A 24,690-nucleotide genomic window follows, 5' to 3' on the forward strand; every position below is an offset into this window, starting at 1 on the left:
CCGGCCGTCAGCGCCGCCGGGCCTTGCGGCGCCGCTTGGCGTGCATGTCGACGAGGGCGCTCTGCAGGTCCTCGAGCGGCTGGCCCTCCTCGTCGAGGTGGTGGCGCGTCCATCGGCCGTCGCCGGCGAGTGCCCAGTGCGAGTAGCGGTCGGACATGCCCCGCTCGAGCAGGGACTGCAGGTCCTCGAGGTGACGGGGTTCGGTGAGCCGGACCAGCGCCTCGACGCGGCGGTCGAGGTTGCGGTGCATCATGTCGGCGCTGCCGATGTAGGCCACCGGCTCTCCGCCGCCGCCGAACCAGAAGACGCGCGAGTGCTCGAGGAAGCGGCCGAGGACGCTGCGGACCTCGATGGTCTCGGAGAGCCCCGGCACGCCCGGCCGCAGCGCGCAGATGCCGCGCACCCACAGCTGCACCCGCACGCCGGCCTGCGCGGCGCGGTACAGGGCGTCGATGAGCTGCTCGTCGACGATCGAGTTGACCTTCCACGCGATGAGGCCGCTACCGGGCTCGGCCTGCTCGTGGGCGATCTCGGCGTCGATGTGGGCCTGCAGACCCGAGCGGACCGAGCGCGGCGCGACGAGCAGACGCTTGAACTTGCTGCGCGGCGCGATGCCGGAGAGCTGGTTGAAGAGCTTGCTGAGGTCCTCGCCCACCTGCTCGTCGTCGGTGAGCAGCCCGAGGTCCTCGTAGAGCCGTGCGGTCTTGGGGTTGTAGTTGCCGGTGCCGACGTGGCAGTACCGGCGCATCCCCTCGGCCTCCTGGCGGATGACGAGGCAGAGCTTGGCGTGGGTCTTCAGCCCGACGATGCCGTAGACGACGTGGACGCCGGCGTGCTCGAGCTTGCGGGCCCAGGAGATGTTGTTCTCCTCGTCGAAGCGGGCCTTGATCTCGACGACGGCGAGCACCTGCTTGCCGGCCTCGGCGGCGTCGATGAGGGCGTCGATGATGGGGCTGTCGCCGCTGGTGCGGTAGAGGGTCTGCTTGATGGCGAGCACGTGCGGGTCGGCGGCGGCCTGCTCAAGGAGGGCCTGGACCGACGTCGAGAACGAGTCGTACGGGTGCTGGAGCAGGACGTCCTGCTTGCGGATCGAGGCGAAGATGTCGCGCGCCTTGGCCGACTCGGTCGGGGCGAGGTCGGCGTTGGTGCGGGCGACGAACGGCTCGAAGTGCAGCTCGGAGCGCTCGAGGTCGGCGATGAGGTTGAGGCCGCGCAGGTCCAGCGGTGCGGGCAGCCGGTACACCTCGGACGAGGCCACCCCGAGCTCGCGGACGATGAGGTCGAGGACGTGGTCGTCCATGTCCTCCTCGACCTCGAGGCGCACCGGCGGCCCGAAGCGGCGCCGCGTCAGCTCGCGCTCGAGGGCCGTGAGGAGGTTCTCGTTGTCGTCCTCCTCGACCTCGAGGTCCTCGTTGCGCGTGACGCGGAAGGTGAAGTGCTCGCGCACGTCCATCCCGGGGAAGAGCTGGTCGAGGTGCGCCGCGATGACGTCCTCGAGCGGCACGAACCGGGTGTCGTACATGTCGGCGAGCGGCGACTCGTCGGGCCCGGGCTCGATACGCACGAGGCGCGGCAGCATCGGCGGCACCTTGACGCGGGCGAAGTGCTCCTTGCCCGAGCGCGGGTTGACGAGGATGACCGCGAGGTTGAGCGAGAGCCCGGAGATGTACGGGAACGGGTGGGCGGGGTCGACGGCCAGCGGCGTGAGCACCGGGAAGAGCCGGTCGGTGAAGACGCGGGCCAGCCGGTCGCGCTCCTCGTCGGAGAGGGCGTCCCAGCGGACGATGGTGATGCCCTCGCCCTCGAGCGCCGGCCGGACCTGCTCGGCGTAGACGCGCGCCTGCATCGTCATCAGCTCGTGGGCGACGAGCGAGATCTGCTCGAGGACCTCGCGCGGCTCGAGCCCGGAGGCCGAGCGCACGGCGATGCCCGTGGCGATGCGCCGCTTGAGCCCGGCGACCCGGACCATGAAGAACTCGTCGAGGTTCGAGGCGAAGATCGCGAGGTAGCGGGCGCGCTCGAGCAGCGGCACGTTCTCGTCGCCGGCGAGCTGGAGGACCCGCTCGTTGAACTGGAGCCAGGAGATCTCGCGGTCGAGGAAGCGGTCGGAGGGCAGGCCCTCGGCCTCCTCCTCCGGCTGGTGCGCGGGGCGCACGAACCGGCCGTTGGTGCCTCGGGGCTGCTGGCGGGTCTCGGTGGCCGAGGCGCTCGCGATCGAGACCTCGCTGACGATGGCGCCCTCGGCCGACGCCTCCGCCGCGGCGTCCCGAGCGGTGGTGTCGTGCACGCCCACACCCGACTCGTCCGTCATGGCCTCCATCCTGTCAGGTCGGCGGGTCCGGTGAGATGGCGCTCACGATGCGTTCAGCGCAGCGACGCCCGCGCGACGCGTCCCTTGCCGCCCGCGGCCCAGCACGAGCCGTCGGGCGTGCAGTCGAGGGTGTGGAAGCCGGTGCTCGACAGCCGGGTCCATGAGCGGCCGGCATCGAGGCTGGCGCTGACGCCGCCGACGTCGCCGGACTCACCCACGACGAGCACGCCGCTGCGGGTACCCGGCAGCCACGCGACGTCCTCCCCGAGGTGCTGGAGGTCGCCCGCGCCGCGCCACGTGCGGCCGTCGCGGGTGGAGCCCACGGCATCGACGCCGTCGGTGGGGGCGCTGAAGTCGCCGCCGACGGCGATGCCCTGGCGCGGTGTGCGGAAGGCCAGCGCGAAGACGCCGGCCGCCTCGCCCGGGGGGATGCGCGAGTCGGTGGCGGTCCACGTGCGGCCGCGGTCGGTGGAGTGGAAGACGCGCGAGCGCTCGCCGCCCGAGCCGAACCACGCGTCGTGGCCGGAGACCGTCAGGCAGTCGCCGCTCGCCGAGAAGTTCGCCTCGCCGGTGCTGTCCGGCATCCCGCGGCTCGGCAGGACGCGCCAGGAGCGGCCGCCGTCGTCGGTGGCGGCGATGCGGAAACGGCCGTCGACGGGGTCACTGACCGCCAGGCCGTGCCGGCCGCCGGGGAAGAAGGCGAGGCAGTTGTAGAAGGCGGTCGGCTCGGTGTTGCGGAAGGTCTCGGTCCAGCTCCGGCCGCCGTCGGTCGTCCGGTAGATGCGTGACGCCTCGCCCTCGCCGATGGCCAGCACCGTGGCCTCGCGGGTGCCGCGCGCCTCGACGTCGCGGAAGTTCAGGCCCTCGGTCTGCGGCGGGGAGACGTCCTGCCAGTGCCGGCCGCCGTCGGTGGTGCGCCACACGCCGCCGGTGCCGCCCGAGATGCTCCCGCCCGTCACCCACGCCGTCCTGCTGTCGACGGCGTCGAGGCCGCGGAAGGACTGGTCGGGGTCGAGCACGGTCGTGCTGAAGCGGGGGGTGTGCGAGCGGTCCGGATGGCCTCCCGCTCCGGCCGGGCCGGCCACCACGACGGAGGAGGCCAGCGCGGCGGCGCAGGCGAGGGCGAGGGTCAGCGGGCGGGGTCGGCGCATGCGGGCACTCTCCACCCGGCGGGGGGCGGGCGCCACCGGAGGGCCGTCGTCCCTCCGCGAACGTGTGTGAACACGCCGGAGGATCCCGGCGCGTTCACACACGTTCGCGCGGTGACCGGGGGGTCAGCGGGTCGGGGCGGTGTACTGCACGTCGACGGCGGCGTCCGTGAACCCCAGCCGGGCGTAGGTGCGCCGCGCCGCGGTGTTGTCACCGTCGACGTAGAGGTCGACCGTGGCCAGCCCCTGCCGGGCGAGGTGCGCCAGGCCGAGGCCGGTCAGCGGCCCGCCGAGGCCGTGGCCCTGCTCGGCCGGGTCGACCCCGACCACGTAGACCTCACCAGCGGTCGATCCGGGCTCGACCTTGGTCCAGTGGAAGGCGACGACCCTCCCCTCGCGCTCGACGAGGAGGAAGCCGCCGGCGTCGAACCAGTCCTGGGTCATCCGCTCGTGGAGGTCCGAGGTGGTGATCCGCCCCTGCTCCGGGTGGCTCGCGAAGGCGGCGGCGTTGAGTCGCACCCAGTCCTCGTCGTCCCGCCCGGGCTCGAACGCCCGTACCGAGTAGCCCTCCGGCAGAACGGGGTCGGTGGCATCGGCCGAGCTCAGCGGCCGCTCCATCCGGAACAGCTCCCGTGTGCGCTCCAGCCCGGCGGATGCCGCCAGTCCCCGGGCGGCCTTGAGGTCGCCGTGCGACCACACGCTGCGTGCCCCCTCGTCCAGGGCCGCCGAGAGCAGCGCGCGACCGTGCCCCACCCGCCGCGCCGCGGGGTCGACGACCAGCTCGGCGACGGCGTCGGAAGACCCTGCGGCCGCCACCTGGGCGTAGCCGACGAGCCGCCCGGCGTCGTCGCGCCGCAGCAGGTGCACCACCCCGGCGCGGGCCGGCCCGAGCGCGAGCCGGAAGGCCTCGGACACCGCGCCCACGCCGTCGGCGGCCTCGGCGCGCTGCCACAGGTCACGGGCCTCGCGCGCGGTGGAGTCGTCGACGGCCTCGAGCCGCTCGGTCACGGCCACCTCAGCCCTCGACCTCCTCGAGCGCCTCGGCCTCCTCGGCGGCCTCCGGCACGAACCGGTAGCCGACGTTGCGGACGGTGCCGATGAGCAGCTCGTGCTCGGTGCCGAGCTTGGCGCGCAGCCGGCGGACGTGGACGTCGACCGTCCGGGTGCCGCCGAAGTAGTCGTACCCCCACACCTCCTGGAGCAGCTGGCTGCGGGTGAAGACCCGGCCGGGGTGCTGCGCGAGGTACTTGAGGAGCTCGAACTCCTTGTACGTGAGGTCGAGCAGCCGCCCCCGCAGCCGCACCGAGTACGTGGCCTCGTCGATGACGAGGGCGCCGGCGGTGATCGGGCCGGCCTCGTCCTCCTGGGTGTCGGCGCGCCGGCCGAGGGCCAGCCGCAGCCGGGCCTCGACCTCGGCCGGGCCGGCGGTGTCGAGGACGACGTCGTCGACGCCCCAGTCGGCGGCCAGGCCCGCGAGGCCGCCCTCGGTGACGACGACGACCAGCGGGGCCGAGAGGCCCGTGGTCGTCAGCACCCGGCACAGCGACTTGGCCATCGCGAGCTCGCGGCGGGCGTCGACGAGGACGGCATCCGCCGGTGGCGCGTCGACCAGCGCCGACGCCTCGGCGGGGAGGATGCGAACATGGTGGCTGAGGAGCCCGAGCGCCGGAAGGACCTCGGCGCTGGGCGCCAAGGTGTTCGTCAACAGCAACAGGTGGGCCATCGCCCCACAGGATAGGCGGTCATGGACGCAGGCAACGGGGCACCGGCCCCCGGTGGGACGCCGTCCGCGGCGACCGCCCCGGGCACCTCCGCCGACGCGACGGTCACGGTGCGGTACTGGGCGGGCGCCCGCGCGGCCGCCGGGGTCGACGGCGACGTCGTCGCGGCACCCGCCACGGTCGGCGCCCTCGTCGACGCGCTCGCGGCCTCCCGACCCGGCCTCGTCGAGGTCCTGCCGGTCTGCTCCGTGCTCGTCGACGGGCTCGCCGCATCCGGGGCCGACCCGCTGCCGCCCGGCGCCGTCGTCGAGGTGCTGCCGCCCTTCGCCGGTGGGTGATGCGAGGATGCCCGACGTGGAGGAGCAGTCGGAGCGGGACGCCGCCGGACCCGAGGCCGTCGAGGCCGTCGCGGTCGCGGACGACGCCGAGCACCCCGACCCCGCCACCACCGACCTGAGCGCCGGCGCCCCCGAGGGCGAGACCCGCGCCCAGCGCCGTGCGCGTCGGGAAGCGTTGCTGCGCAACCCCGTCCTGCCCGAGATGGCCACGGTGGTGCGCCCCGTCGTCGTCGTCGCCACCGTCGTCCTGGCGGCCCTGCTCGTCCTCGCCCTGCGCACCGACCCGCTGGTGCTCGCCGCGGGGCTGGCCTGGACCGGCCTGGTCCTCGCCTGGGGCTGGCCGCGCCTGCTGGGCAGCTCGAGCCGGTTCGGGTCGGCACTGGCCGTCGGAGTCACCGCGGTGCTCGCCCCCGCCGCCGCGGTCGCGCCCACCGACGAGCCGTACCTCCGCCTCGTGCCGGTCGCCCTGGCCGTCGGCCTGGGGCTGATGTTCGGCCACCAGATCGTCCGGCGCGACGGGCGGCCCCGCCTCACCGACTCCATCGGGGTCACCTCGTTCGGGTTGGCGCTGCTCGCCCTGGGGACCACGTGGCTGCCGCTGTCCCGCGAGTCCCGGCCCACCGACCTCGCCACGGCGGCCCTGGTCGCGGTGGCCGTCGGGGCGCTCGCCGACCTCGGCGCCGGCGTGAAGCTGCTGCGCCCGTGGCTGCTGCCCGTCGCGATGGTCCTCGGCGCCTGCGGAGCCATCGTCACCGGCGCCCTGCTCGATTCCCCGCGCGCGGCCACCGCCGCCCTCGTGGGCCTGCTCGCCGCGGCCGTCTCGCACGCGATGCGCCGCGTCCTCGTCGTGCTGCCGCCCGTCACCGCCATCCGCTGCCAGCTGGCCAGTGCCGCAGCCGGACTGCTGGTGCCGGGCGTCGTCGCGTACGGCGTCTCGCTGGCCCTCGTCGGCTGACCGGCGCGCCCTCTCAGTAGACGAGCGCCCGCGCGCCGGGCGCCACGACCTCCTCGACGAACGCCGCCGCCCCGCGGATGCCCGCCCCGGGCAGGAGGTCGTCCTCGGTCAGGTCGCGCCGGGCGGCGCACTGGCCGCACACCGTCACCCGCCCGCCCTCGAGCACGGCATCGCGGAGCTCGGCGAGCGGCGGGGAGTGCGGCAGCGCCACCTCCTCGGCCCGGCCGGCCACCGCCGTCCACGTGGCGTCCCCGGTGAGCCAGACGCTGACGTCGAGCCCGGAGGCCAGCGCCGTCGCCGCGACCGTCCATCCCTGCGAGAGCCGTTCGAGGGCCTCGGTTCCGCAGGTGACCTTGACGACGAGGGCGGTGGCCGGAGCATCCATAGACTGGAGCGTATGGTCTTCACGCTCGACACCTCCCTCCACGAGGATCTCGCCCCCCTCGCCTGGCTCGTCGGCACCTGGGCCGGGGCCGGCCTCGTCGGCTACCCGACGATCGAGTCCCAGCGCTTCGGGCAGGAGGTCGTCTGCAGCCACGACGGCCGCCGGTTCCTGCGGTGGGACTCGCGCACCTGGCTGCTCGACGACGACGGCAACCAGGTCCGCCCGCTCGCCACCGAGACCGGCTTCTGGCGCCCGGTGACCGAGTCCACCGACGGCACGAACGTCGAGCTGCTGCTGGCCCACCCCACCGGCTTCGTCGAGATGTACGCCGGCGTCGCCGAGCCGGCCAAGGTCGAGCTGCGGACCGACGGCGTGATGCGCAGCCCCGAGGCCAAGGAGTACACCGCGGCGCACCGCCTCTACGGGTACGTCAACAGCAACCTCATGTGGGTCATGGACATGGCGGCCGTGGGGCAGCCGCTGCAGTCGCACGTCTCCGCGGAGCTCAAGCGCGTCGAGTGAGTCCCGGCCGCCGGGCACCCCGGCGACCGGCGGGCGGCATCAGGGCGTCTGGAAGACGTCGAGGTAGCCGTCCATCTGGTCCTTGCGCAGCGCCTCGCCGAGCAGCTTCATCCCCTTGGTGTCGACGATGTCGATGCTGCCCGCGTTCGGATCGGTGCCGAAGCCGGTGAACGGCGCGGTGGCGAAGACGACGTCCGAGCCGCGGATGCCGCGCAGGGCGAGGGCGTAGTCCTTCATGGTCCCGATCGACAGGCCCTTGTCGACGACGAGGTTCTTCGTCGCGGCGTCGGCGAAGCGGGCGACGGCCAGCGGGTTGGTGACCGTCTCCTTGCTCGTCGCCTTGAGCAGCAGGGCCTTGACGAACGCGAGCTGGCGGCGGCCGCGGGAGATGTCGCCCTGGCTGAGCTCGTAGCGCTCGCGGACGAAGGCCAGCGCCTGCGTGCCGTCGAGGTCGTTCCAGCCCTTGCGGATGGCCGCGCCGCCGTTGCCGGAGGCGTCGTTGCCCTCCTCGGCGTAGACGCGGACGCCGCCCACGGCATCGGTCATGTCCTTGAAGCCGTTGAAGTCGGTGCGGGCGACGTGGTCGATCTTGATGCCGACGAGGTTCTGGATGGTCTCGACGAGCAGCGGCTCGCCGCCGAACGCGTACGAGGCGTTGATCTTGTTCTTGCCGTGGCCCGGGATGTCGACGAACAGGTCGCGCGGGAAGTGGATCATCTGGATGGTCGTCGGGTCGGCCGGGACGTGCACGAGGACGATGACGTCGGCGCGGCCGCGGTCGTTCTTGCCGCGGCTGTCGGCGCCGACGACGAGGAAGTTCGTGCCGTTGCCGGAGGTGGGGACCTGGATCGGCGTGCCGTCGGGGGCGGTGCTCGGCGGCGGAACGGTGGGGAGGAGCTCGGCCTGGGTGACGTTGCTGTCGACCCGCCAGCCCAGGTAGCCGATGAAGCCGCCGACGCCCACTAGGACGACGAGGACGAGCGTGCCGAGGACGAGCAGGACCCGCCGCCGGCGCCGGTGCGGACGCGCGGGCGCCTCGTCGGCGGGGTCGTCCTCCGGCGGCTCGCGGTCGAGGTCGAGCAGGTCGAAGTCGCGGTCCGTCACCTCGTCAGTGTAAGGAGCGGTGCGGACGGCGTCCCCGGACCGGCCTACATTGGAGGGGTGAGTGATCTCGGGGAGCGGCTGCGGGCGCAGGGCAAGCGCCTGACCACGCAGCGCGAGCGCGTGCTGGCCGCCGTCGGCCGGCTCGGCCACGCGACCCCCGACGAGATCTCCGAGGCCGTGGGCGCGGACGGCGGCGCGGCGCTGCCCGTCTCCACCGTCTACCGCTCCCTCGACGCGCTCCAGGAGCTCGGGCTCGTGGCGCACACCCACGTCGACCACCGGGCGCCCAGCTACCACCTCGCCGAGCACGCCACCCACGTCCACGTCCTGTGCCGCGGCTGCGGCTGGGTGGGCGAGGTGCCGCTCGAGGCCGCCGACGAGCTCGTCGCGCGCGTCGACGAGCGGCTCGGCTTCGCCGCCGACGTCAGCCACGCGGCCGTCCACGGGCTGTGCCGCACCTGCCGGGAGGACCGATGACCACCTCACCCGCCCCCCTCACCCCCGCCGAGCCGGCCGCCGTGCCGCGCTCGGTCCTCCTCGGGCGGCACGGCGCCGTCGAGGGGGAGGGTGCCGACGCCGGCGTCGCGGCCCACTACGGCGACCCGATGCGCGAGCAGCGGCTGCTGGCCGAAGGGCTGGCCGTCGTCGACCTCTCGCACCGCGGGGTGGTGCGCATCGCCGGCCCGGACCGGCTCACCTGGCTGCACTCGATGACCACCCAGGAGCTGACCGGCCTCGCGCCGCGGACCTCCCGCGAGTCGCTCGTGCTGTCGCCGAAGGGGCACGTCGAGCACGCGCTGCACCTCGTCGACGACGGCGAGGCGCTGTGGGTGACGGTCGAGCCGGGGACGGCGCCGGCCCTCGTGGCGTGGCTGGCGTCGATGCGCTTCATGCTGCGGGTCGAGGTCACCGACGTCACCGACGACTGGGCGGTGCTCGGCGAGCCGATCGGTGCCGAGTCGGTCGACGGCGAGCCGCTCGCCTGGGTGGATGCCTGGCCGGCCCTGGTCGGCGACACCGTCGCCTACGGTCCGGTCGAGGGGCACGCGGGGGAAGGACGGGCCTGGCGCGAGCTGCTCGTCCCGCGGGGTGACCTGGAGGCGGCGGTCGGTGACCGCCCGCTGGCCGGCACCTGGGCCGCGGAGGCCCTGCGGGTGAGTGCGTGGCGCCCGCGCCTCGGCGCCGAGACCGACCACCGCACCATCCCGCACGAGGTCGACTGGCTGCGCACCGCGGTGCACCTGCACAAGGGCTGCTACCGCGGCCAGGAGACCATCGCGCGGGTGCACAACCTCGGGCGGCCGCCGCGGCGCCTGGTGTTCCTGCACCTCGACGGGTCGGGGCACGTGCTGCCCGAGGCGGGGTCGCCGGTCGAGGTGGGCGGGCGCGAGGTCGGGCGGCTGACGAGCGTCGCGCGGCACCACGAGGACGGCCCGGTGGCGCTCGCGGTGGTGAAGCGGTCGGTGCCGGAGGACGCAGAGTTCCTCGTCGACGGGATCGCCGGCACGCAGATCGTCGTCGTCCGCGGCTGACCGCCGCAGATCTTGCGGTGGTCGGTGGGACGCCGACCGGCCGGTGCTGACAGGATGGGCGCCATGACGACGCCGTCCGCCGGGGTGACCGGCACCCTCATCACCGTCGCGCCCACCGGGGCCGAGCACGCCAAGGCCGACCTCCCGCAGCTGCCGACGACGCTGGACGAGCTCGTCTCGACGGCCGTGCGCTGCCAGGCGGCGGGGGCATCGCTCATCCACCTCCACATCCGCGACGACGAGCACCGGCCGACGCTGGACGGGGGGTTCCTGCGCGCGGCGGTCGACGCGGTGCGCGAGGCGACCGACCTCGTGGTGCAGCTCTCGACCGGCGGATCGGTGCACGACCCGCTCGAGCAGCGGCTGACCGTCCTCGACGCCGAGCCGGACTCCTGCTCGCTCACCTGCGGCACGACGAACTTCGGCGACGACGTCTTCCTCAACCCGTGGGGGTTCATGAGCGACCTCTACGTCCAGGCCCAGGAGCGCGAGGTCGTCCCGGAGTTCGAGCTCTTCGACCTCGGGCACGTGCACGCGCTGGCCCGGCTGCTCGACACCCACGGGCTGCCGTTCGGGGGCAAGGTGCACGTCGACTTCGTGACGGGCGTTCCCGGTGGGATGCCGGCGACGACGGCCGCGCTGATGGCGGGGGTCTCGATGCTGCCGCCGGAGGTGACCTCGTGGTCGGCGACGGGCATCGGGCGCGGGCACCTGCCGGTCATGGCGGCGGCGCTCTCGGCCGGCGGGCACCTGCGGGTCGGCATGGAGGACAACGTCGTGTTCCGGCGCGGGCAGGTCGTCGAGCACAACGACGAGCTCGTCGCCCGGGCCGCCGAGCTGGCGACGGTGATGCAGCGACCGCCGCTGTCGTGCGACGAGACGCGCGCGCTGCTGGCGGTCAAGGAGCGCCGGGCCGGCCGCTGAACGGCCCCACCGCCACACGTTCGCGGTTCGAAGGGCCGTCGCGGTCCGAGGGGCGGACGGTGCTGGGTCGGCGGGAATGGCGGACTCATAATCCGTGGTTATGGCTGCCATGCGTTCTCTGATCGGTTTCCCGGCCGTCGTCAACGAGAAGGCCGCCCGGGCCGTCGCCGGCCAGGTCGTCGTCGTGACGGCGCTGGCGCTCGCGACCGGATGGCTCTGGCTGGCGGCCGTGCTCGCCGTGGGCTTCGCGCTCCGGGTCGCGGCCGGTCCGCGGTTCGACCCGTTCGGGCAGCTGGCGACGAAGGTCATCGCGCCGCGGCTGGGTGAGCCGGTGCTGGTCGCCGGGCCGCCGAAGCGGTTCGCGCAGGCGGTCGGGCTGGCCTTCACCGCGGCCGCGACGCTCGCCCTCGTGCTGGGCGCGCCGACGGTCGCCGTCGTGCTGCTCGCCGTGCTGCTGGTCTTCGCGGCCCTCGAGTCGGTCGTCGGGTTCTGCGCCGGCTGCTTCGTCTTCGGCTACCTGATGCGCTGGGGCGTCGTGCCCGAGGAGACCTGCGCCGCGTGCAACGACATCTCCCTGCGCCGCCGCGAGCCGCTGCCGACCGCCTGAGCCGCGAGGAGGCCACGCCGGCCGACGGTGGTGGTGAGCGCGACGTCCATGTGCTCCGGGTGTCGGGCCACCTGCTCACGCCTCGGAGCACGTGGCCGGGTGCCCCGCGTCCGGGGGCCACAGTGCACTGACGGGGCCACGGGGTCCGGGTGTCGGGACGGGTGGTCCGTGGGTCGGAGCACATGGACGTCACGCACCCACCCTTCTCCCCCCCGCGGCGGCCTCGCCCGCGGCGGCGCGCCGTGCCGGCCCCAACGTGACCCCGGCGCCGCCTCCCGCCCCGCGCCACGTCCCTCCGAGGCTGTGGCGGGCCTCACGCTTGCCTCAGTTTGCATTTTGCTAACTGGAGCAAGCAGAATGGGGGCATGAGCAAGAACCCGCTGAACGACCTGGGCGAGAGCCTCGGGGAGTACCTGCGCGAGCAGCGCCGGTCCGCCCGGCTCTCCCTGCGTCAGCTCAGCGAGCTCGCCGGGGTGTCCAACCCCTACCTCTCCCAGATCGAGCGCGGCCTCAAGCGCCCGAGCGCCGAGATCCTCCAGCAGCTGGCCAAGGGCCTCGAGGTCTCCGCCGAGTCGCTCTACGTGCGCGCCGGCATCCTCGACGCCGAGCACGCCACCGCGAGCACGGACGCCCCCGACGTCCGGCGCGCACTCGCCGAGGACCCGCTCCTCACCGCGCGCCAGAAGAAGACCCTCCTCGACATCTACGAGTCCTACGTCGAGGACGACGCCCGGCGCTGACGCCGCACCGCCCCCGGCAGCGTCGCCGACCGGGCCACCGAACCACGACCCGCACCACCGTCACCACGAAGGAGCCCGCCATGGCCGTCAAGGACGACCTCCGCACCAGCATCGACACCACCCCGCTCTACGCCCTCGCCGGCGCCACCGACCTCGCGGTCGAGAAGGTCCGCGAGGCCCAGAAGCGCGCCGAGGCCCGCCGCACCGAGCTGGCCAAGCGCGCCGAGGCCGCCCGCGCCGACCTCCAGCCCGCCGCCCTCCAGGCCCGCGTCACCACCGTGGCCGGCCAGGTCAAGGAGCTCCCGGCGCTCGCCCTCAACCAGGGCCTCGTCGTCGGCGGCAAGGTCTCCGAGGGTTACGACGACCTCGTCCTCCGCGGCAAGAGCATCGTGAAGCGCATCCGCACCCAGCAGGCCACCCAGGACCTCGTCGCCCAGGCCGAGACCACCGTCGCCCAGGCCAAGGGCGCCGTCACCACGGCCCGCAAGGCCGCCGCCGACATCGAGCGCTCCGCCAAGGCCACCGTCACCACCGGCCGCAAGGAGGCGACCAAGGTCGCCACCGTCCTCACCGACTCGGTCGCCGAGGAGGCCAAGGTCGCCCAGACCGAGGTCGCCGCCTCCGTCAAGCGCACCCGCACCGCCGCCAAGCGCACCACGACCACGACCAAGAAGGCCGCCAAGAAGACGACCTCCTCGGCCAAGGGCGCCACCACCAGCGCGCGCAAGACCGCGAAGACCGCCCCGAAGGCCACCAAGAAGGCCGCCGAGAAGGTCGGCGACTGAGCCGGACGAACGACGAGAACATGCCGCGCACCCCTCGGGGTGTGCGGCATGTTCTCGTCTCTCGACCGGGAGGGGAGGGGCGCGGCCGGGTGGGACGGCGGCGCTAGGGTCGCTGGCGTGCCGCACCCCACCGAGCTGCCCACCCCGCCCGCCCTGGCCGACGCCCCGGTCCTCGCCCACGTCGTGCGCGGTGGGGTCGTCGAGTCGGTGCACCGCGCCAGCGTCGCCGTCACGGCCCCCGACGGCGGGGTCCTCGAGGCCTGGGGCGACCCCCACGACCCGGTCTTCCCGCGCTCGTCGAACAAGCCGGTCCAGGCGCTGGCGATGCTCCGCGCCGGCCTGCGCCTCCCGCCGCCGCACCTGGCGCTGGCCTGCGCCAGCCACAGCGCCGAGCCGATGCACCTCGACGGCGTCCGCGCGATGCTCGCCGACGCCGGGCTCACCGAGGCCGACCTGCAGAACACCCCCGACCTGCCCTACGACGAGGTCGAGCGCGACACCTGGGTCGCCGCCGGCCGCAGCGCGCGCTCCCTGGCCCAGAACTGCTCCGGCAAGCACGCGGCGATGCTCGCGACCTGCCGCGTCGCCGGCTGGGACACCGCCACCTACCTCGACCCCGCCCACCCGCTCCAGCGGGCGATGGCCGCCACGCTCGAGGACCTCACCGGCACGCCGGTCGCCGCGACGGCCGTCGACGGGTGCGGCGCCCCCGTGATGGCCGTCCCGCTCGCCGGTCTGGCGCGGGCCTTCGGCCGGATGGCGAGCGCGCCCGCCGGCTCGTACGAGGCGAGCATCACCGCTGCCGTGCGCGCCCACCCCGAGCTGCTCGGCGGCACCCGCCGCGACGTCACCGCGCTGATCCGCGGCACCGAGGGCGTCCTCGCCAAGGACGGGGCCGAGGCGGTCTACGCCGTCGGCCTGCCGGACGGCCGCGGCATCGCCCTCAAGGTCGCCGACGGCGGCGCGCGCGCCCGGACCGTCGTCCTCGCCGCCGTCCTGCGCCGGCTCGGGGTCGCCTCCGAGGCCTACGCGCGGCTCGAGGACGCCCCCGTGCTCGGGCACGGAGAGCCGGTCGGGGCCGTCGTCGCGGTCGGCATCGCGGGAGGTCCGCCCGCGTGAGGGCCGTCCTGCAGCGGGTCTCGCGGGCGAGCGTGACGGTCGAGGGCGAGGTGGTCGGCGAGATCAGCCGGCCCGGCCTGCTGGCGCTCGTCGGGGCGACCCACGACGACGGCCCCGAGCAGGTGGCGACGCTAGCCCGCAAGATCGCCGAGCTGCGTATCCTGCACGGCGAGCGCTCGGCCCTCGACGAGGGCGCGCCCGTCCTCGTCGTCTCCCAGTTCACCCTCTACGCCGACACCCGCAAGGGCCGCCGCCCGTCGTGGAACGCCGCCGCCCCCGGGCCCGTGGCCGAGCCGCTCGTCGACGCCGTCGTCGCCGCCCTGCGCGAGAAGGGGCTCGAGGTCGCGACCGGCCGGTTCGGGGCGCACATGGACGTCGAGCTCGTCGGGGACGGCCCGGTCACCATCGTCCTCGAGGTCTGACGCCTACGCTGTCCCCATGCAGGCCCTCGGCACCCTCCAGTCCTGGATCGTCCTCGCCCTCTCGGTGGCGGCCCTCGCCGTCGAGGTCTACGCCCTCGTCGACTGCGTGCGGCGCCGCCCCGACGCGTTCACGGCCGCGGGCAAGCGCACCAAGAACTTCTGGATGCTCGTCACCGGCATCGCCGTGCTGCTCGGCATCGTCGCGCTCGGCGGGCTGGGGCTGCTGGCCATCGTCGGCATCGTCGCGGCCGGGGTGTACCTGGCCGACGTCAAGCCGGCGCTGGACCAGGTGATGGGCCGCGGCGGCAGCGGCCGGCAGGGTCCCTACGGCCCCTGGTGAGGCGCCACGGCGTCCCAGCCGAGCGTCAGCTCGCCGAGCCGCCAGCGTGAGGGACCGCCGAGCACCGGCCAGCCCTCGTCCCGCAGCGCCGCCACCGTGCCGATGAGCCGCTGCCGCACCCCGTAGGACGCCAGCGCGGCCTGCCGCTCCCACGCGCCGTCGAGCGCGCCGAGCAGGGTGTGGACCCGCTCGCCCGGCACGTTCCGGTGGATGAGCGCCTTCGGGAGCCGCTCGGCGACCACGCCCGGCCGCTCCAGCCCGCGCAGCCGCCACGACAGGGTGAGCGTGCGCGGGCCGCCGGCGTCCACCGCCACCCAGGCCGCGAGCCGGCCGAGCTCGTCGCACGTGCCGTCGACGAGCAGACCGCCCGGCGCCAGCCGCTCGGTCGTCGTCCGCCAGGCGGCGGCCACCTCGTCCTCCGCGTACTGCCTCAGCACGTTGAACGCCCGGACCAGGACCGGCCGCGCTCCGCCCGGGACCGGCACCTCGAACCCGCCGCGCACGAACCGCAGCCCCGGCCGTTCGAGCGGGCGCGCGGCCTCCACCCGGGCGGGGTCGATCTCGACGCCCACGACCTCCACGTCCGGGCGGACCCGCCGCAGCCGGTCGTGCAGCTCGACGGCGGTGACGGGGGAGGCTCCGTACCCGAGGTCGACCACGACCGGCGGCCCCGCGTGTTGCCGCAGCCGCCACGCCTCGGGCCCGGCGAGCCACCGGTCGCAGCGGCGGAGGCGGTTGGGGTTGGTCGTCCCTCGGGTGACGACCCCCACCGGACGCTGGACGGGCACCGGCCCAGCGTAGGCGCCGCGGGCACGGCACCCAGCCGGCCCGACTACCCTGACCCCGTGCTGGAGCGTTTGCGTGCGCAGGGGCGCGAGGGGTCGGCGAGCCTGTCGATGGTCGCCCTCGTCGCCTCCCTCGCGGGTGCCCTGACCCTCGGCCTCACGACGTGGGTGCCGAGCGTGCTGGCGCGCGACATCGGCATCATCGACGTCGAGCCCGGTCTGCTCCAGGTGTCGCAGAACGCGTTCGGGGTGCAGTCCCTCGGCGCCGGGTTGACCGTCACGCTCTACGACCGCGGCTTCCGGCTGTCGCGCGGCAGCACCGTGCTCGCCGACACCGTCACCAAGGGCGCCCCGGTGACGGCCGTGGTGGGCACCGTCGACGACTCGGGCGACCACCCGCGCGAGGAGCTGACCTCGACCCTCACCGCGGTCAGCATCGACGCCGTGCGGCGCGAGGACGAGACCGTCACCTACAGCGGGGTCGTCCACGACGAGGTCCACAGCCTGCCGCTGCGGATCATCTTCGAGCCCACCGACGGTCGCATCCGGATGGACGTCGCCGTGCAGGGCGCGTCGGGTGTGGCGGTGAACCTCGACTGGCGCCCGGCGACCACGGGCATCGAGCCCGCCCTGCCGGCCCGCAACCTCAAGGAGAAGGCGTACTGGGTCGACCCGACGGTCGTCGAGCAGCCGGCCTTCACGTGGGTCCTCGGCACCGACGTCTCCATCGGTCCGGTCGGTGTCCCGCGGGCCGTCGACCTGCGCCAGGACGGCCGCATCGCCATCCACGTCTGGTCGCCGCGGGCCGTGGTGACGGTCACGGACACGCCCCGTCCGGCCGTGGAAGACTCGGCCCCATGACCGACCCGACCAGCGCCCGCCGGCCCCGGCGGGTCGCGATGGTCACGGTGCACACCTCGCCGCTCGCGCAGCCCGGCACGGGCGATGCCGGCGGGATGAACGTCTACGTCCTCGAGGTGGCCCGGCAGCTCGCGCGGCTCGGTACCGAGGTCGACCTCTTCACGCGCACCACGAGCGCCGCCCAGCCCGACGACGTCGAGGTCGAGCCCGGCGTCGTCGTCCGGCACGTGGCCGCCGGCCCGTACGAGGGCCTCTCGAAGGAGGAGCTGCCCGGCCAGCTGTGCGCCTTCGCCGCGGGGATGATGCGGGTCGCCGCCCACGCCCCGCCCGGGCACTACGACCTCGTGCACTCCCACTACTGGCTCTCGGGGCAGGTCGGCTGGCTGGCCGCCGACCGCTGGGGCGTGCCGCTCGTCCACACGATGCACACGATGGCCCGGGTCAAGAACCTCCACCTCGCCGACGGCGACGCCCCCGAGCCCCGCGGTCGCGAGATCGGCGAGGCCCAGGTCGTCGAGGCCGCCGACCGCCTCGTCGCGAACACCGACCGCGAGGCCGCCGAGCTCGTCGAGCTGTACGGGGCGGACCCGGCGCGGGTCGCGGTGGCCGAGCCCGGGGTCGACCTCGTCGTCTTCTCGCCGGGCTCGCAGGCCGAGGCGCGCGCCGCCCTCGGCCTTCCCACCGATGCGGTGCTGCTGCTCTTCGTCGGGCGCATCCAGCCGCTCAAGGGTCCCGACGTCCTCGTCCGCGCTGCCGCGGAGCTCGTGCGTCGTCGCCCGGAGCTGCGCGAGCGGCTCGTCGTGGGGGTGCTCGGCGGCGCCAGCGGCACCGGCGTCAGCAGCCCGATGGGGCTGGACGACCTCGCGGAGCGCCTCGGCATCGGCGACCGGCTGCGGGTCGTGCCGCCGGTCGACCGGCCGACGCTCGCGCAGTGGTACCGCGCCGCCGACGTCGTCGCGGTGCCGTCGCACAGCGAGTCCTTCGGGCTGGTCGCCGTCGAGGCCCAGGCCTGCGGCACACCGGTGGTCGCGGCGAACGTGGGCGGGCTGCCGACCGCCGTCGGTCCGGGCGGCCTGCTCGTCGACGGGCACGACACCGCGGACTGGGCGACCGCCCTCGGGCGGGTTGCGCTCGACCCGGAGCTGCGAGCGACGTTGTCCCGCAGGGCTGCCGAGCACGCCCAGGGTTTCGGATGGGCCCGCACGGCCAAGCGGCTGCTCGCCGTCTACCGCGAGGCGCTGACCCGACCGAAGGACGTCTCCATCGACGACGCCGAGCGGATCGCCGACGTCCCCCGGGCGGTCATCCCGTGAGCGCGGCCGACCTCGCCGCGCTCGTCCGTGGAGTCCTCGACGACACCGGCCTCGAGTGGGAGCAGGGCGCGCGCGACGACGAGCTCGTCGTCTCCCTCCCTGGCGAGAAGAAGCTGAAGACCGTCGTCTCGCTCGTCTGCTCCGACACCGCGCTGTCGGTGTCGGCGTTCGTCATCCGCAACCCCGACGAGAACCACGGCGAGGTCTACCGGTTCCTGCTCAGCCGCAACCTGCGGCTCCCCGGGCTCGCGTATGCGGTCGACCGCTCCGGCGACGTCTTCGTCACGGGCAGGGTGCCGGCGGCCGGGGTCGATGCCGACACCCTCGACCAGCTGCTGGGCGTCGTGCTCACCGCGGTCGACGAGCCCTTCAACGAGCTGCTCGTCATGGGCTTCCTCACCTCGATGCGCAAGGAGTGGGAGTGGCGCGTCTCGCGCGGCGAGAGCCTGCGCAACCTCGAGGCCTTCCGCTCGATCCTCGAGCGCCCGGGCGACCCGCCCCGCGAGTCCTCCTGACCGGACCGGGCGCGGATGGGACACCGCGGGGAGCCGCGCCCCGCCGTCGCTAGGCTGGCGACATGACGGAGCACACGCTGATCCTCCTGCGCCACGGCGAGTCCGACTGGAACCAGAAGAACCTCTTCACCGGCTGGGTCGACGTCGACCTCACCGACAAGGGCCGGGCCGAGGCGGTCCGCGGTGGGCAGCTGATGCGCGACGCCGGGCTGCTCCCCGACGTCGTGCACACCTCGGTGCTCCGCCGGGCGATCACCACCGCCAACCTCGCCCTCGACGCCGCCGACCGGCACTGGGTGCCGGTGCGCCGCAGCTGGCGGCTCAACGAGCGGCACTACGGCGCGCTCCAGGGCCTCGACAAGGCCGCCACCCGCGACAAGTACGGCGACGAGCAGTTCATGCTCTGGCGCCGCTCGTTCGACACCCCGCCGCCGCCCATCGAGGCCGGCAGCGAGTTCGACCAGACCGACGACCCGCGCTACGCCGGCGTCGACGTGCCCCTCACCGAGTGCCTCGCGGACGTCATCCCGCGGATGATGCCCTACTGGGAGAAAGACATCCAGGCCGACCTCACCGCCGGCCACACGGTGCTCGTCACCGCCCACGGCAACTCGCTTCGCGCCTTGGTCAAGCACCTCGACGGCATCAGCGACGACGACATCGCCGGCCTGAACATCCCCACGGGGATGCCGCTCGTCTACCGCCTCGGTGAGGACTTCATGCCCACCGGTGCCGGCGAGTACCTCGACCCCGAAGCGGCCGCTGCGGCCGCGGCCGCAGTCGCGAACCAGGGCCGCTGACGACGGCTGGTCGCCCGCCCGCTCACTCGTAGGGCTGCGGGAGGCCGAGCCAGCCGGTGCCCTCCTCCTCGTCGCCGGCGAGGTCGCGCCCGGCCGGGGGCACGTCGTCGTAGGTGACCCGCCCGCGCGCGTCGCGGACGACGAGCCGCAGGCCACCCGCCACCCCGCGCGCGCCCGCCACGGTCAGCACCGCGGTGCGCCGCTTCATCGCGACCTCCGTCGAGGCGGGCCCGCGGTCCCCGCCGGCGGCGACGAGCCGGGCGCTCGCCCCGCCGGACGGCACGACCGCGAGGTAGCGGCCCGGGCCGTCGCCCCCACCGTCGAGGGGGAGCACGAGCGGTGCCGACGCGGCCTCGGCCGGGACCACGAGGGGTGAGGTGCTGAGGAAGCTCCCGCCCGCGCGGCCGTCGTCGCGCACGTCGAGGCCACGGACCACCGCGCCGTCCGGCGTGCGGACGCGGGTGAGGACGGCCCGCCCGTCGCCGCCCTGAGCCGACACCGCCGTGGGGTCGAGGACGCTGCCGTCGGTGGGGGAGTCGGTGAGGACGTCGCCGCGCAGGTCCGCGCGCGCGACCCCGGTGGAGGAGGCCACGGCGTCGAGCAGGGCGTCGAGGGGGTCGTCGCCCACCGTGAGCCGGCCGGACGTGCCCCACGTGGCGGGACCGACGGGGGGCCCGCCCCACCGCTCGGCGCGCACCCGCGCGGCCTGTCCCCAGGCGGCGGGCAGCAGCAGCGTGCCGACCCCGTCGGCGAGGCCCACCCGCGTCCACGTGCGCTCGACCGAGCCCGCCGTCGTGGGGTGGACGACGGGCGAGAAGTCCACCGACCCCACGGTGGGGCGGGTGAGGACGACGAGCGCCGAGCCGCCCGGTCGGGCCACGCCGACGGCCACGAGGTCCTCGGTGCCGAGGAGGGCGTCGAAGCCGAGCGGGACCTCCGCGAGCCGGGCGGGCGGCGTCCCGGGTCGCCCGGTCCAGGCGCGGACCGAGGTGCCGTCCGGGTACTGGTCGTCGGCGTTCGTCGCGACGACCACCCGGACATCGGCCAGGTCCGCGGCCCACAGCAGTCGGGCGCCGCGGCCGGAGCGTGCGACGAGCGCCTGGACGTCGAGGTCGGCGGCGAGCGGGCCGCGGGCCGACCAGCTCGCCGTGCTCGCCCAGGCCGGGTCGTCGGGGCCGGCGGTGGTCGGGTCGGCGGTCGACGACCCGGCCGTGGGCGCGCGACCCCGGTCCCGCAGCACCACCCATCCGGAGGCGCCGGCGGCGAGCACCGCCGCCCCGCCCCCGAGGACGAGCGAGCGCCGCCGCACCGAGCGGGCGCGCTCGAGGACGAGACCCGCAGGGTCCGGGGGGTCGGGCTGGGCCGACGCCAGCCGGTGCACCACCTCGACCAGGTCCTCGGCGAGGAGGTGGTCGGCCGGGCCGAGCCCGTCGGTGGCCCGTGCCGCCCGGTGGGCCTCCAGCAGCGCGGCCCGCTCGGCGTCGAGGTCGATGACGGGACCCGGCGCGAGGGCGAGCAGCTCGTCGTCGGTCACCTCCCAGAGGGCCCCGGCGGCGAGGAGGGCGCGGGCGGCGGGGGTGCGGCCGGCCAGGGCGTCGAGGAGGGCGGCGGGGACGGAGGACTCCGGGTCGCCGACGAGGGGACGCAGCCCGGCCGGTGAGCCGGCCGTGGCGTCCGGGCGCCGCGGGGCGACGACCTGCTCGAGCACGGCCCGGCGGGCCGATGCGGTGGGTGCGCCGCTCTCGAGGGTGGTGGCCCACCCGGGGCGCAGGGAGGCCAGCGCGGCGGTCGTGAGGCTCCGGGCCCGCGGCGGGTCGAGGGTGGCCACGAGCGCGACGGCCTCGAGGTCGGGCCACCGGGCCGCGACGAAGCCCTCGAAGTCCTCCTCGAGCGTCGTCGTCACCGCACCAGTCTCACCCCGCGGCCGGTCCCGGCGCGGCCCCAGCGTCCTGGCGGACACCGTCGGGTCAGCCGAACATCTCCGGCGGGTAGACGTCGTAGGCGTTGCGTCCGGTGACAGAGGGCCGGTCCCAGAGCAGTTTCCCGGTCGAGGACCGCACGCGCAGCGTGACGCCTCGGAGGTCGTCCACGGCTGGGCCCCGGACGACCGCGAGCCGGTCGCGCACCCGGACGGCGGGCGCCACGCGGCTCCCCCCGCTGCGCAGCTCGACGCTCGAGGCACCGGACTCCACGAGCACCAGGTAGAGGCCCTCGCTGGTGGAGTAGTCGTCGAGCCGGGTGAGGTACGGACCCTCCGCGCGGGCGGCGGGGATGACGGTCGGCTCGTCGTACACCAGGCCGTCGGCGGCGCCGATCGTGCGCACGACCCCGCCGTCGGGGGTGGTGACGAGGTGCATGCTCAGGACAGACGGAGGGGAGCCGGCGTTCGGGAGGGTGATGCCCCCGGGCAGGCGGGCGGACACCACCCGCGAGCGCAGGCTCCGCGCGGGGATGCCGGTGATCGCGGCGACCTGCTCGACCGGACCGCCCTCCGCGAACCCCCACGCCTCGGGCCGCGGGAGGGGGCCGTCGTAGCGCGAGCCGCGGATGCGAACGGCCGGGCTGGGCGGGGCGTCGAGGAGGCGGACCGCGACGCCGTCCTGCAGCGGCAGGTCCTCCCACTCGCGCTCGACGTCCCCGGACGGCGCGGGTCGGGCGAAGAGTGACAGCTCCGCTGGTGGGGCATCCGGCCGGGCGAGGACGAGGACGAGGGCACCGGTGGGGTGCGGGACACCGACCGCGACGAAGTCGGCAACGCCGTAGACCGTCGTGAGGGACATCGGGATCTCGATGAGCTGCTCGGCCGGGGCGCCGAGGGCACCCGCCCAGAGCCGCACCTCCGTGCCGACGTCCTCGACCCCCATCGCGGCGAGGTTCGCGGCGAGCACGGTCCGCACGCCGGCGACGTCGTCGGCCAGCAGGATGCGCGAGCCCGGGGCGCCCCGCGCGACGAGTGCCTGGACCCCGAGGTCGCTCGCGAGCACGCCACGAGGCGGCCACAGGGCGGTCGAGGCCCAGACGGGCGAGTCCGGGCCCGGTGTGGTGCGCGACGGGACCGGACGTGGGGCGGTGGCGGCCGGCGCGGAGCCGTCGGGGGCGAGCTGCCACCACGCGAGCGCCCCGCCGGCCGCGGCGACGCCACCGCCGAGCAGGACAGACCGGCGCCTCACCCGCCGGACCCGCTGCTCGACGACCGAGGCGGGCTCCGGGGGGTCGCCGCGACCGGTCCCGAGGGCGTGCACGAGGTCGGTCAGGTCGGGGTCGAGCGCGTGGTCGGCCGGTCCGAGGCCCTGCACGGCCCGGGCGGCCCGGTGCGCGGTGAGCAGCCGCTCGCGCGCGGCCTCGACCGCGGCGGGGAGGTCGGGTCGCCGCAGCAGCGCGGCCGTCTCGGCCGGCGGCTGGTCCCAGACGACGTCGGCCGCGAGCGCCGCCCGGACCTCCGGGGTCTCGGCGGTGAGGGCCGGCAGCAGCGCGGCGTCGTCGGGGTCCAGGGGCGGGAGCGCGTCCGGAAGGGCCGGGGCGGGTACCGGCCGGCGACCTCGGCCCGGGCCGCGCGAGGGAGCCGGGGCGACCCGCTCGAGGACGGCCCGGCGCGCGGCGGTGGTCGGCGAACCCTCCTCGAGGACCTCGGCCCAGCGGCGGCGCAGGGCGGCCAGCGCCGCCGTGGTCGCCTCGCGGGCCGCGCCCTCGTCGAGGGTGGCGACGAGCGCGACCGCCTCGAGGTCGGACCAACGCGCCGCCACGAAGGCGTCGGCGTCCGCCCCGCCGGTCATGTCCACCCGCCCATCGTGCGGCACCGGCCGCGATCCGTCACGGCACCACGCACACCCCACCGGCCGGTGCGGACCCGGTGGCCGGGGGTGGCAGACCGCCGGAGGGCGGAGCGGTCCCGCGCAGCCGCGCCAGCAGTTCCCTCTCCGCACGGTGGGCCTCGTAGCGCGTCATCCCGATGGCCACGGCGGCCTCGGCGAGGGTGCGGGGGTGGACGGGCGCCACCCGCAGCCGGAGCAGCATGCGCTCGCGCTCGTCGAGCACCGTGCCGAGGAGCGCGGCGCGGGCCCGCAGCAGCAGGGCGCGGGCCTCGGTCTCGGGGTCGGGGTCACCGGCGCCCGGGTCGGGCAGGCCGCCGCACGCGGCGGACAGGTCGGCGAGGGCGGTCCAGGTGCCCGCGACAGCACCGCGCGGCGGGTCGAGCCCGAGCCGCTCGGCGAGGTCGGGGAGCCCGGCAAGGACGTCGTACGCCCAGCGGCTCCCCGCGGCTCGGCTCCAGGCCTCGTCGTCGAACGGGACGGGCCCCGCACGGTGGTGCAGCGCCCTCGGGCGCGGGCGGTGCCGGAGGACGTCCAGCACCAGGTCGTACTCCGTCATCGTCATCCCCCGATGGCGGTCCGGACGACGGCGGCGCCGGGTCGCGGCGATGCGTCGAGGACCGGGTCGAACCAGCTCGTGCGCACAGCATCACCCGGGAACGGTTCGTGCGCAGGCGAACCGAGGACATACGGGGACTTTGTCATCCGAAGGGACGAGGACTCAGAGCCGGGGGAGCACGCGGTCGGTGTGCTCGCCCTGCTCGAAGATGCGCGACGCCGGGCCGACGATGAGCGGGTCGGGCTCGCCCACGACCGCCGCGTCCTTGCTCGCGTAGTCGATCCCGCCGAGCAGCACCCGCATCGCCTCGAGGCGCGCGCGCTTCTTGTCGTTGCTCTTGACCACCGTCCACGGGGCGTCGCCGGTGTCGGTGTAGAAGAACATCGCCTCCTTGGCCTCGGTGTAGGCGTCCCACTTGTCGAGGCTCGCGAGGTCGGTGGGGGAGAGCTTCCACTGGCGCACGGGGTCGTTCTGGCGGGAGGCGAAGCGGGCGGCCTGCTCCTCGCGGCTCACCGAGAACCACAGCTTGACGAGGTGGATGCCGGAGTTGACGAGCATCCGCTCGAGCTCGGGGCACTCGCGCATGAACTCGAGGTACTGGGTCGGGGTGCAGTAGCCCATGACCCGCTCGACGCCCGCCCGGTTGTACCAGGAGCGGTCCATGAAGACGATCTCGCCGCCGCTCGGCAGGTGCTCGACGTAGCGCTGGAAGTACCACTGGGTCTGCTCGACCTCGGTCGGCTTCTCGAGCGCGACGACCCGCGCACCACGCGGGTTGAGGTGCTCCATGAACCGCTTGATGGCGCCGCCCTTGCCGGCGGCGTCACGGCCCTCGCAGACGACGAGCACCTTGGCGCCGGTCTCCTTGACGTGGAGCTGCAGCTTGAGGAGCTCGACCTGGAGGAGGCGCTTGGTGCTCTCGTACTCGGCGCGGGGCAGCTTGCGGGAGTAGGGGTACCCGTGCCGCCACGGCTTGTCCGCGGGGGCGTCCGGGTGGGCCGGCTCGGAGAGCTCGTGCAGCTCCTCGAGCTCCTCGAGCTCCTCGGTGTAGTCCTCGGTCACCGACCGGCGCTCCTCGTCCACGTCGCGAGCGTA

27 protein-coding genes are annotated in these 24,690 nt (G+C 75.1%); 16 read left to right on the plus strand and 11 right to left on the minus strand.

The genetic code is table 11. The features are described from left to right. Nucleotides 1-7 precede the first annotated feature (7 nt). The 4 genes from ACQZ2A_RS16425 to ACQZ2A_RS16440 form a co-directional block, all read right to left on the minus strand. Entirely contained in the window at nucleotides 8-2,311 is a 2,304-nt protein-coding gene (locus tag ACQZ2A_RS16425) for an RNA degradosome polyphosphate kinase (protein ID WP_430213319.1), read from the minus strand. Nucleotides 2,312-2,364: 53 nt separating this feature from the next. After that, a complete protein-coding gene (locus ACQZ2A_RS16430; RefSeq protein ID WP_430213321.1) occupies nucleotides 2,365-3,462 on the minus strand; it encodes a WD40/YVTN/BNR-like repeat-containing protein in 1,098 nt (365 codons plus the stop codon). A gap of 123 nt (nucleotides 3,463-3,585) precedes the next feature. Beyond that, nucleotides 3,586-4,467: a mycothiol synthase gene (mshD, locus tag ACQZ2A_RS16435; protein WP_430213323.1), complete on the minus strand. Its 882-nt coding sequence runs from the start codon at nucleotides 4,465-4,467 to the stop codon at nucleotides 3,586-3,588. Between the two features lie 7 nt (nucleotides 4,468-4,474). Then, nucleotides 4,475-5,182, minus strand: a complete 708-nt coding sequence (locus ACQZ2A_RS16440) for a response regulator transcription factor (protein ID WP_430213325.1) — start codon at nucleotides 5,180-5,182, stop codon at nucleotides 4,475-4,477. Nucleotides 5,183-5,203: 21 nt separating this feature from the next. Here ACQZ2A_RS16440 and ACQZ2A_RS16445 point away from each other — a divergent pair, with 21 nt between their 5' ends. Together ACQZ2A_RS16445 and ACQZ2A_RS16450 are read left to right on the plus strand one after the other, a co-directional pair. After that, complete coding sequence (locus ACQZ2A_RS16445; protein WP_430213327.1) at nucleotides 5,204-5,518, plus strand: MoaD/ThiS family protein; 315 nt, start codon at nucleotides 5,204-5,206, stop codon at nucleotides 5,516-5,518. Between the two features lie 16 nt (nucleotides 5,519-5,534). Beyond that, the gene (locus ACQZ2A_RS16450; RefSeq protein WP_430213328.1) at nucleotides 5,535-6,473 is read left to right on the plus strand and encodes a hypothetical protein; all 939 of its coding nucleotides are present in this window, start codon (nucleotides 5,535-5,537) and stop codon (nucleotides 6,471-6,473) included. 13 nt (nucleotides 6,474-6,486) lie between these two features. Here ACQZ2A_RS16450 and ACQZ2A_RS16455 read toward each other — a convergent pair whose 3' ends face one another. Next, nucleotides 6,487-6,858 (minus strand): DsrE family protein, encoded by a 372-nt coding sequence (locus ACQZ2A_RS16455; protein ID WP_430213330.1) that lies wholly within the window; start codon nucleotides 6,856-6,858, stop codon nucleotides 6,487-6,489. A gap of 12 nt (nucleotides 6,859-6,870) precedes the next feature. Here ACQZ2A_RS16455 and ACQZ2A_RS16460 point away from each other — a divergent pair, with 12 nt between their 5' ends. Further along, nucleotides 6,871-7,380 (plus strand): FABP family protein, encoded by a 510-nt coding sequence (locus ACQZ2A_RS16460; protein ID WP_430213331.1) that lies wholly within the window; start codon nucleotides 6,871-6,873, stop codon nucleotides 7,378-7,380. 39 nt (nucleotides 7,381-7,419) lie between these two features. Here the strand turns inward: ACQZ2A_RS16460 and ACQZ2A_RS16465 are convergent, their stop codons facing one another. Next, nucleotides 7,420-8,484 carry an LCP family protein gene (locus ACQZ2A_RS16465; protein ID WP_430213333.1) on the minus strand — a complete coding sequence of 355 codons (1,065 nt, stop codon included), beginning with the start codon at nucleotides 8,482-8,484 and terminating at the stop codon, nucleotides 7,420-7,422. 57 nt (nucleotides 8,485-8,541) lie between these two features. Between ACQZ2A_RS16465 and ACQZ2A_RS16470 the strand changes: the two genes are divergently transcribed. The 9 genes from ACQZ2A_RS16470 to ACQZ2A_RS16510 all read left to right on the plus strand — a co-directional run bounded on the left by ACQZ2A_RS16470 (nucleotide 8,542) and on the right by ACQZ2A_RS16510 (nucleotide 14,953). Then, nucleotides 8,542-8,961, plus strand: a complete 420-nt coding sequence (locus ACQZ2A_RS16470; RefSeq protein ID WP_430213334.1) for a Fur family transcriptional regulator — start codon at nucleotides 8,542-8,544, stop codon at nucleotides 8,959-8,961. Beyond that, nucleotides 8,958-10,016, plus strand: coding sequence for a YgfZ/GcvT domain-containing protein (locus tag ACQZ2A_RS16475; RefSeq protein ID WP_430213335.1), 1,059 nt, complete (start codon nucleotides 8,958-8,960; stop codon nucleotides 10,014-10,016). The genes ACQZ2A_RS16470 and ACQZ2A_RS16475 overlap by 4 nt, the downstream gene beginning before the upstream one ends. Nucleotides 10,017-10,079: 63 nt before the next feature. Next, nucleotides 10,080-10,940: a 3-keto-5-aminohexanoate cleavage protein gene (locus ACQZ2A_RS16480; RefSeq protein WP_430213337.1), complete on the plus strand. Its 861-nt coding sequence runs from the start codon at nucleotides 10,080-10,082 to the stop codon at nucleotides 10,938-10,940. Nucleotides 10,941-11,049: 109 nt separating this feature from the next. Further along, entirely contained in the window at nucleotides 11,050-11,547 is a 498-nt protein-coding gene (locus ACQZ2A_RS16485; RefSeq protein WP_430213339.1) for a DUF4395 domain-containing protein, read from the plus strand. 365 nt (nucleotides 11,548-11,912) lie between these two features. Then, nucleotides 11,913-12,287 carry a helix-turn-helix domain-containing protein gene (locus ACQZ2A_RS16490; RefSeq protein ID WP_430213341.1) on the plus strand — a complete coding sequence of 125 codons (375 nt, stop codon included), beginning with the start codon at nucleotides 11,913-11,915 and terminating at the stop codon, nucleotides 12,285-12,287. Nucleotides 12,288-12,367: 80 nt separating this feature from the next. Further along, nucleotides 12,368-13,072: a hypothetical protein gene (locus tag ACQZ2A_RS16495; RefSeq protein WP_430213343.1), complete on the plus strand. Its 705-nt coding sequence runs from the start codon at nucleotides 12,368-12,370 to the stop codon at nucleotides 13,070-13,072. A 117-nt stretch (nucleotides 13,073-13,189) separates the two neighbouring features. Beyond that, nucleotides 13,190-14,191: an asparaginase gene (locus ACQZ2A_RS16500; RefSeq protein WP_430213344.1), complete on the plus strand. Its 1,002-nt coding sequence runs from the start codon at nucleotides 13,190-13,192 to the stop codon at nucleotides 14,189-14,191. After that, a complete protein-coding gene (gene dtd, locus ACQZ2A_RS16505) occupies nucleotides 14,188-14,613 on the plus strand; it encodes a D-aminoacyl-tRNA deacylase (protein WP_430213346.1) in 426 nt (141 codons plus the stop codon). Before ACQZ2A_RS16500 ends, dtd begins: the two co-directional genes overlap by 4 nt. 16 nt (nucleotides 14,614-14,629) lie before the next feature. Beyond that, a complete protein-coding gene (locus tag ACQZ2A_RS16510) occupies nucleotides 14,630-14,953 on the plus strand; it encodes a DUF2516 family protein (protein ID WP_430213348.1) in 324 nt (107 codons plus the stop codon). Here ACQZ2A_RS16510 and ACQZ2A_RS16515 read toward each other — a convergent pair. Further along, entirely contained in the window at nucleotides 14,938-15,741 is an 804-nt protein-coding gene (locus ACQZ2A_RS16515) for a class I SAM-dependent methyltransferase (protein ID WP_430213350.1), read from the minus strand. The two genes, ACQZ2A_RS16510 and ACQZ2A_RS16515, sit on opposite strands and share 16 nt — an antisense overlap. A gap of 57 nt (nucleotides 15,742-15,798) precedes the next feature. Here ACQZ2A_RS16515 and ACQZ2A_RS16520 point away from each other — a divergent pair, with 57 nt between their 5' ends. The 4 genes from ACQZ2A_RS16520 to ACQZ2A_RS16535 all read left to right on the plus strand — a co-directional run bounded on the left by ACQZ2A_RS16520 (nucleotide 15,799) and on the right by ACQZ2A_RS16535 (nucleotide 19,227). After that, complete coding sequence (locus ACQZ2A_RS16520; protein ID WP_430213352.1) at nucleotides 15,799-16,599, plus strand: hypothetical protein; 801 nt, start codon at nucleotides 15,799-15,801, stop codon at nucleotides 16,597-16,599. Next, nucleotides 16,596-17,912, plus strand: coding sequence for a D-inositol-3-phosphate glycosyltransferase (gene mshA / locus ACQZ2A_RS16525; protein WP_430213354.1), 1,317 nt, complete (start codon nucleotides 16,596-16,598; stop codon nucleotides 17,910-17,912). The genes ACQZ2A_RS16520 and mshA overlap by 4 nt, the downstream gene beginning before the upstream one ends. Continuing rightward, on the plus strand, nucleotides 17,909-18,427 hold the full coding sequence (locus tag ACQZ2A_RS16530) for a YbjN domain-containing protein (protein WP_430213356.1): 519 nt from the start codon (nucleotides 17,909-17,911) through the stop codon (nucleotides 18,425-18,427). Before mshA ends, ACQZ2A_RS16530 begins: the two co-directional genes overlap by 4 nt. Before the next feature lie 62 nt (nucleotides 18,428-18,489). Continuing rightward, nucleotides 18,490-19,227 (plus strand): phosphoglyceromutase, encoded by a 738-nt coding sequence (locus ACQZ2A_RS16535; RefSeq protein ID WP_430213357.1) that lies wholly within the window; start codon nucleotides 18,490-18,492, stop codon nucleotides 19,225-19,227. A 22-nt stretch (nucleotides 19,228-19,249) separates the two neighbouring features. Here the strand turns inward: ACQZ2A_RS16535 and ACQZ2A_RS16540 are convergent, their stop codons facing one another. The 4 genes from ACQZ2A_RS16540 to ppk2 all read right to left on the minus strand — a co-directional run bounded on the left by ACQZ2A_RS16540 (nucleotide 19,250) and on the right by ppk2 (nucleotide 24,678). Further along, nucleotides 19,250-21,130, minus strand: coding sequence for a hypothetical protein (locus ACQZ2A_RS16540; RefSeq protein ID WP_430213359.1), 1,881 nt, complete (start codon nucleotides 21,128-21,130; stop codon nucleotides 19,250-19,252). 64 nt (nucleotides 21,131-21,194) lie between these two features. Next, entirely contained in the window at nucleotides 21,195-23,006 is a 1,812-nt protein-coding gene (locus ACQZ2A_RS16545) for a hypothetical protein (RefSeq protein ID WP_430213361.1), read from the minus strand. A gap of 31 nt (nucleotides 23,007-23,037) precedes the next feature. Further along, nucleotides 23,038-23,595, minus strand: coding sequence for a sigma factor-like helix-turn-helix DNA-binding protein (locus ACQZ2A_RS16550; RefSeq protein WP_430213363.1), 558 nt, complete (start codon nucleotides 23,593-23,595; stop codon nucleotides 23,038-23,040). A gap of 162 nt (nucleotides 23,596-23,757) precedes the next feature. After that, entirely contained in the window at nucleotides 23,758-24,678 is a 921-nt protein-coding gene (gene ppk2 / locus ACQZ2A_RS16555) for a polyphosphate kinase 2 (RefSeq protein WP_430213365.1), read from the minus strand. Between the last annotated feature and the right edge of the window lie 12 nt (nucleotides 24,679-24,690).

The sequence above is a fragment of the Phycicoccus avicenniae genome, assembly GCF_050496545.1.
GTDB lineage: Bacteria > Actinomycetota > Actinomycetes > Actinomycetales > Dermatophilaceae > Phycicoccus > Phycicoccus avicenniae_A.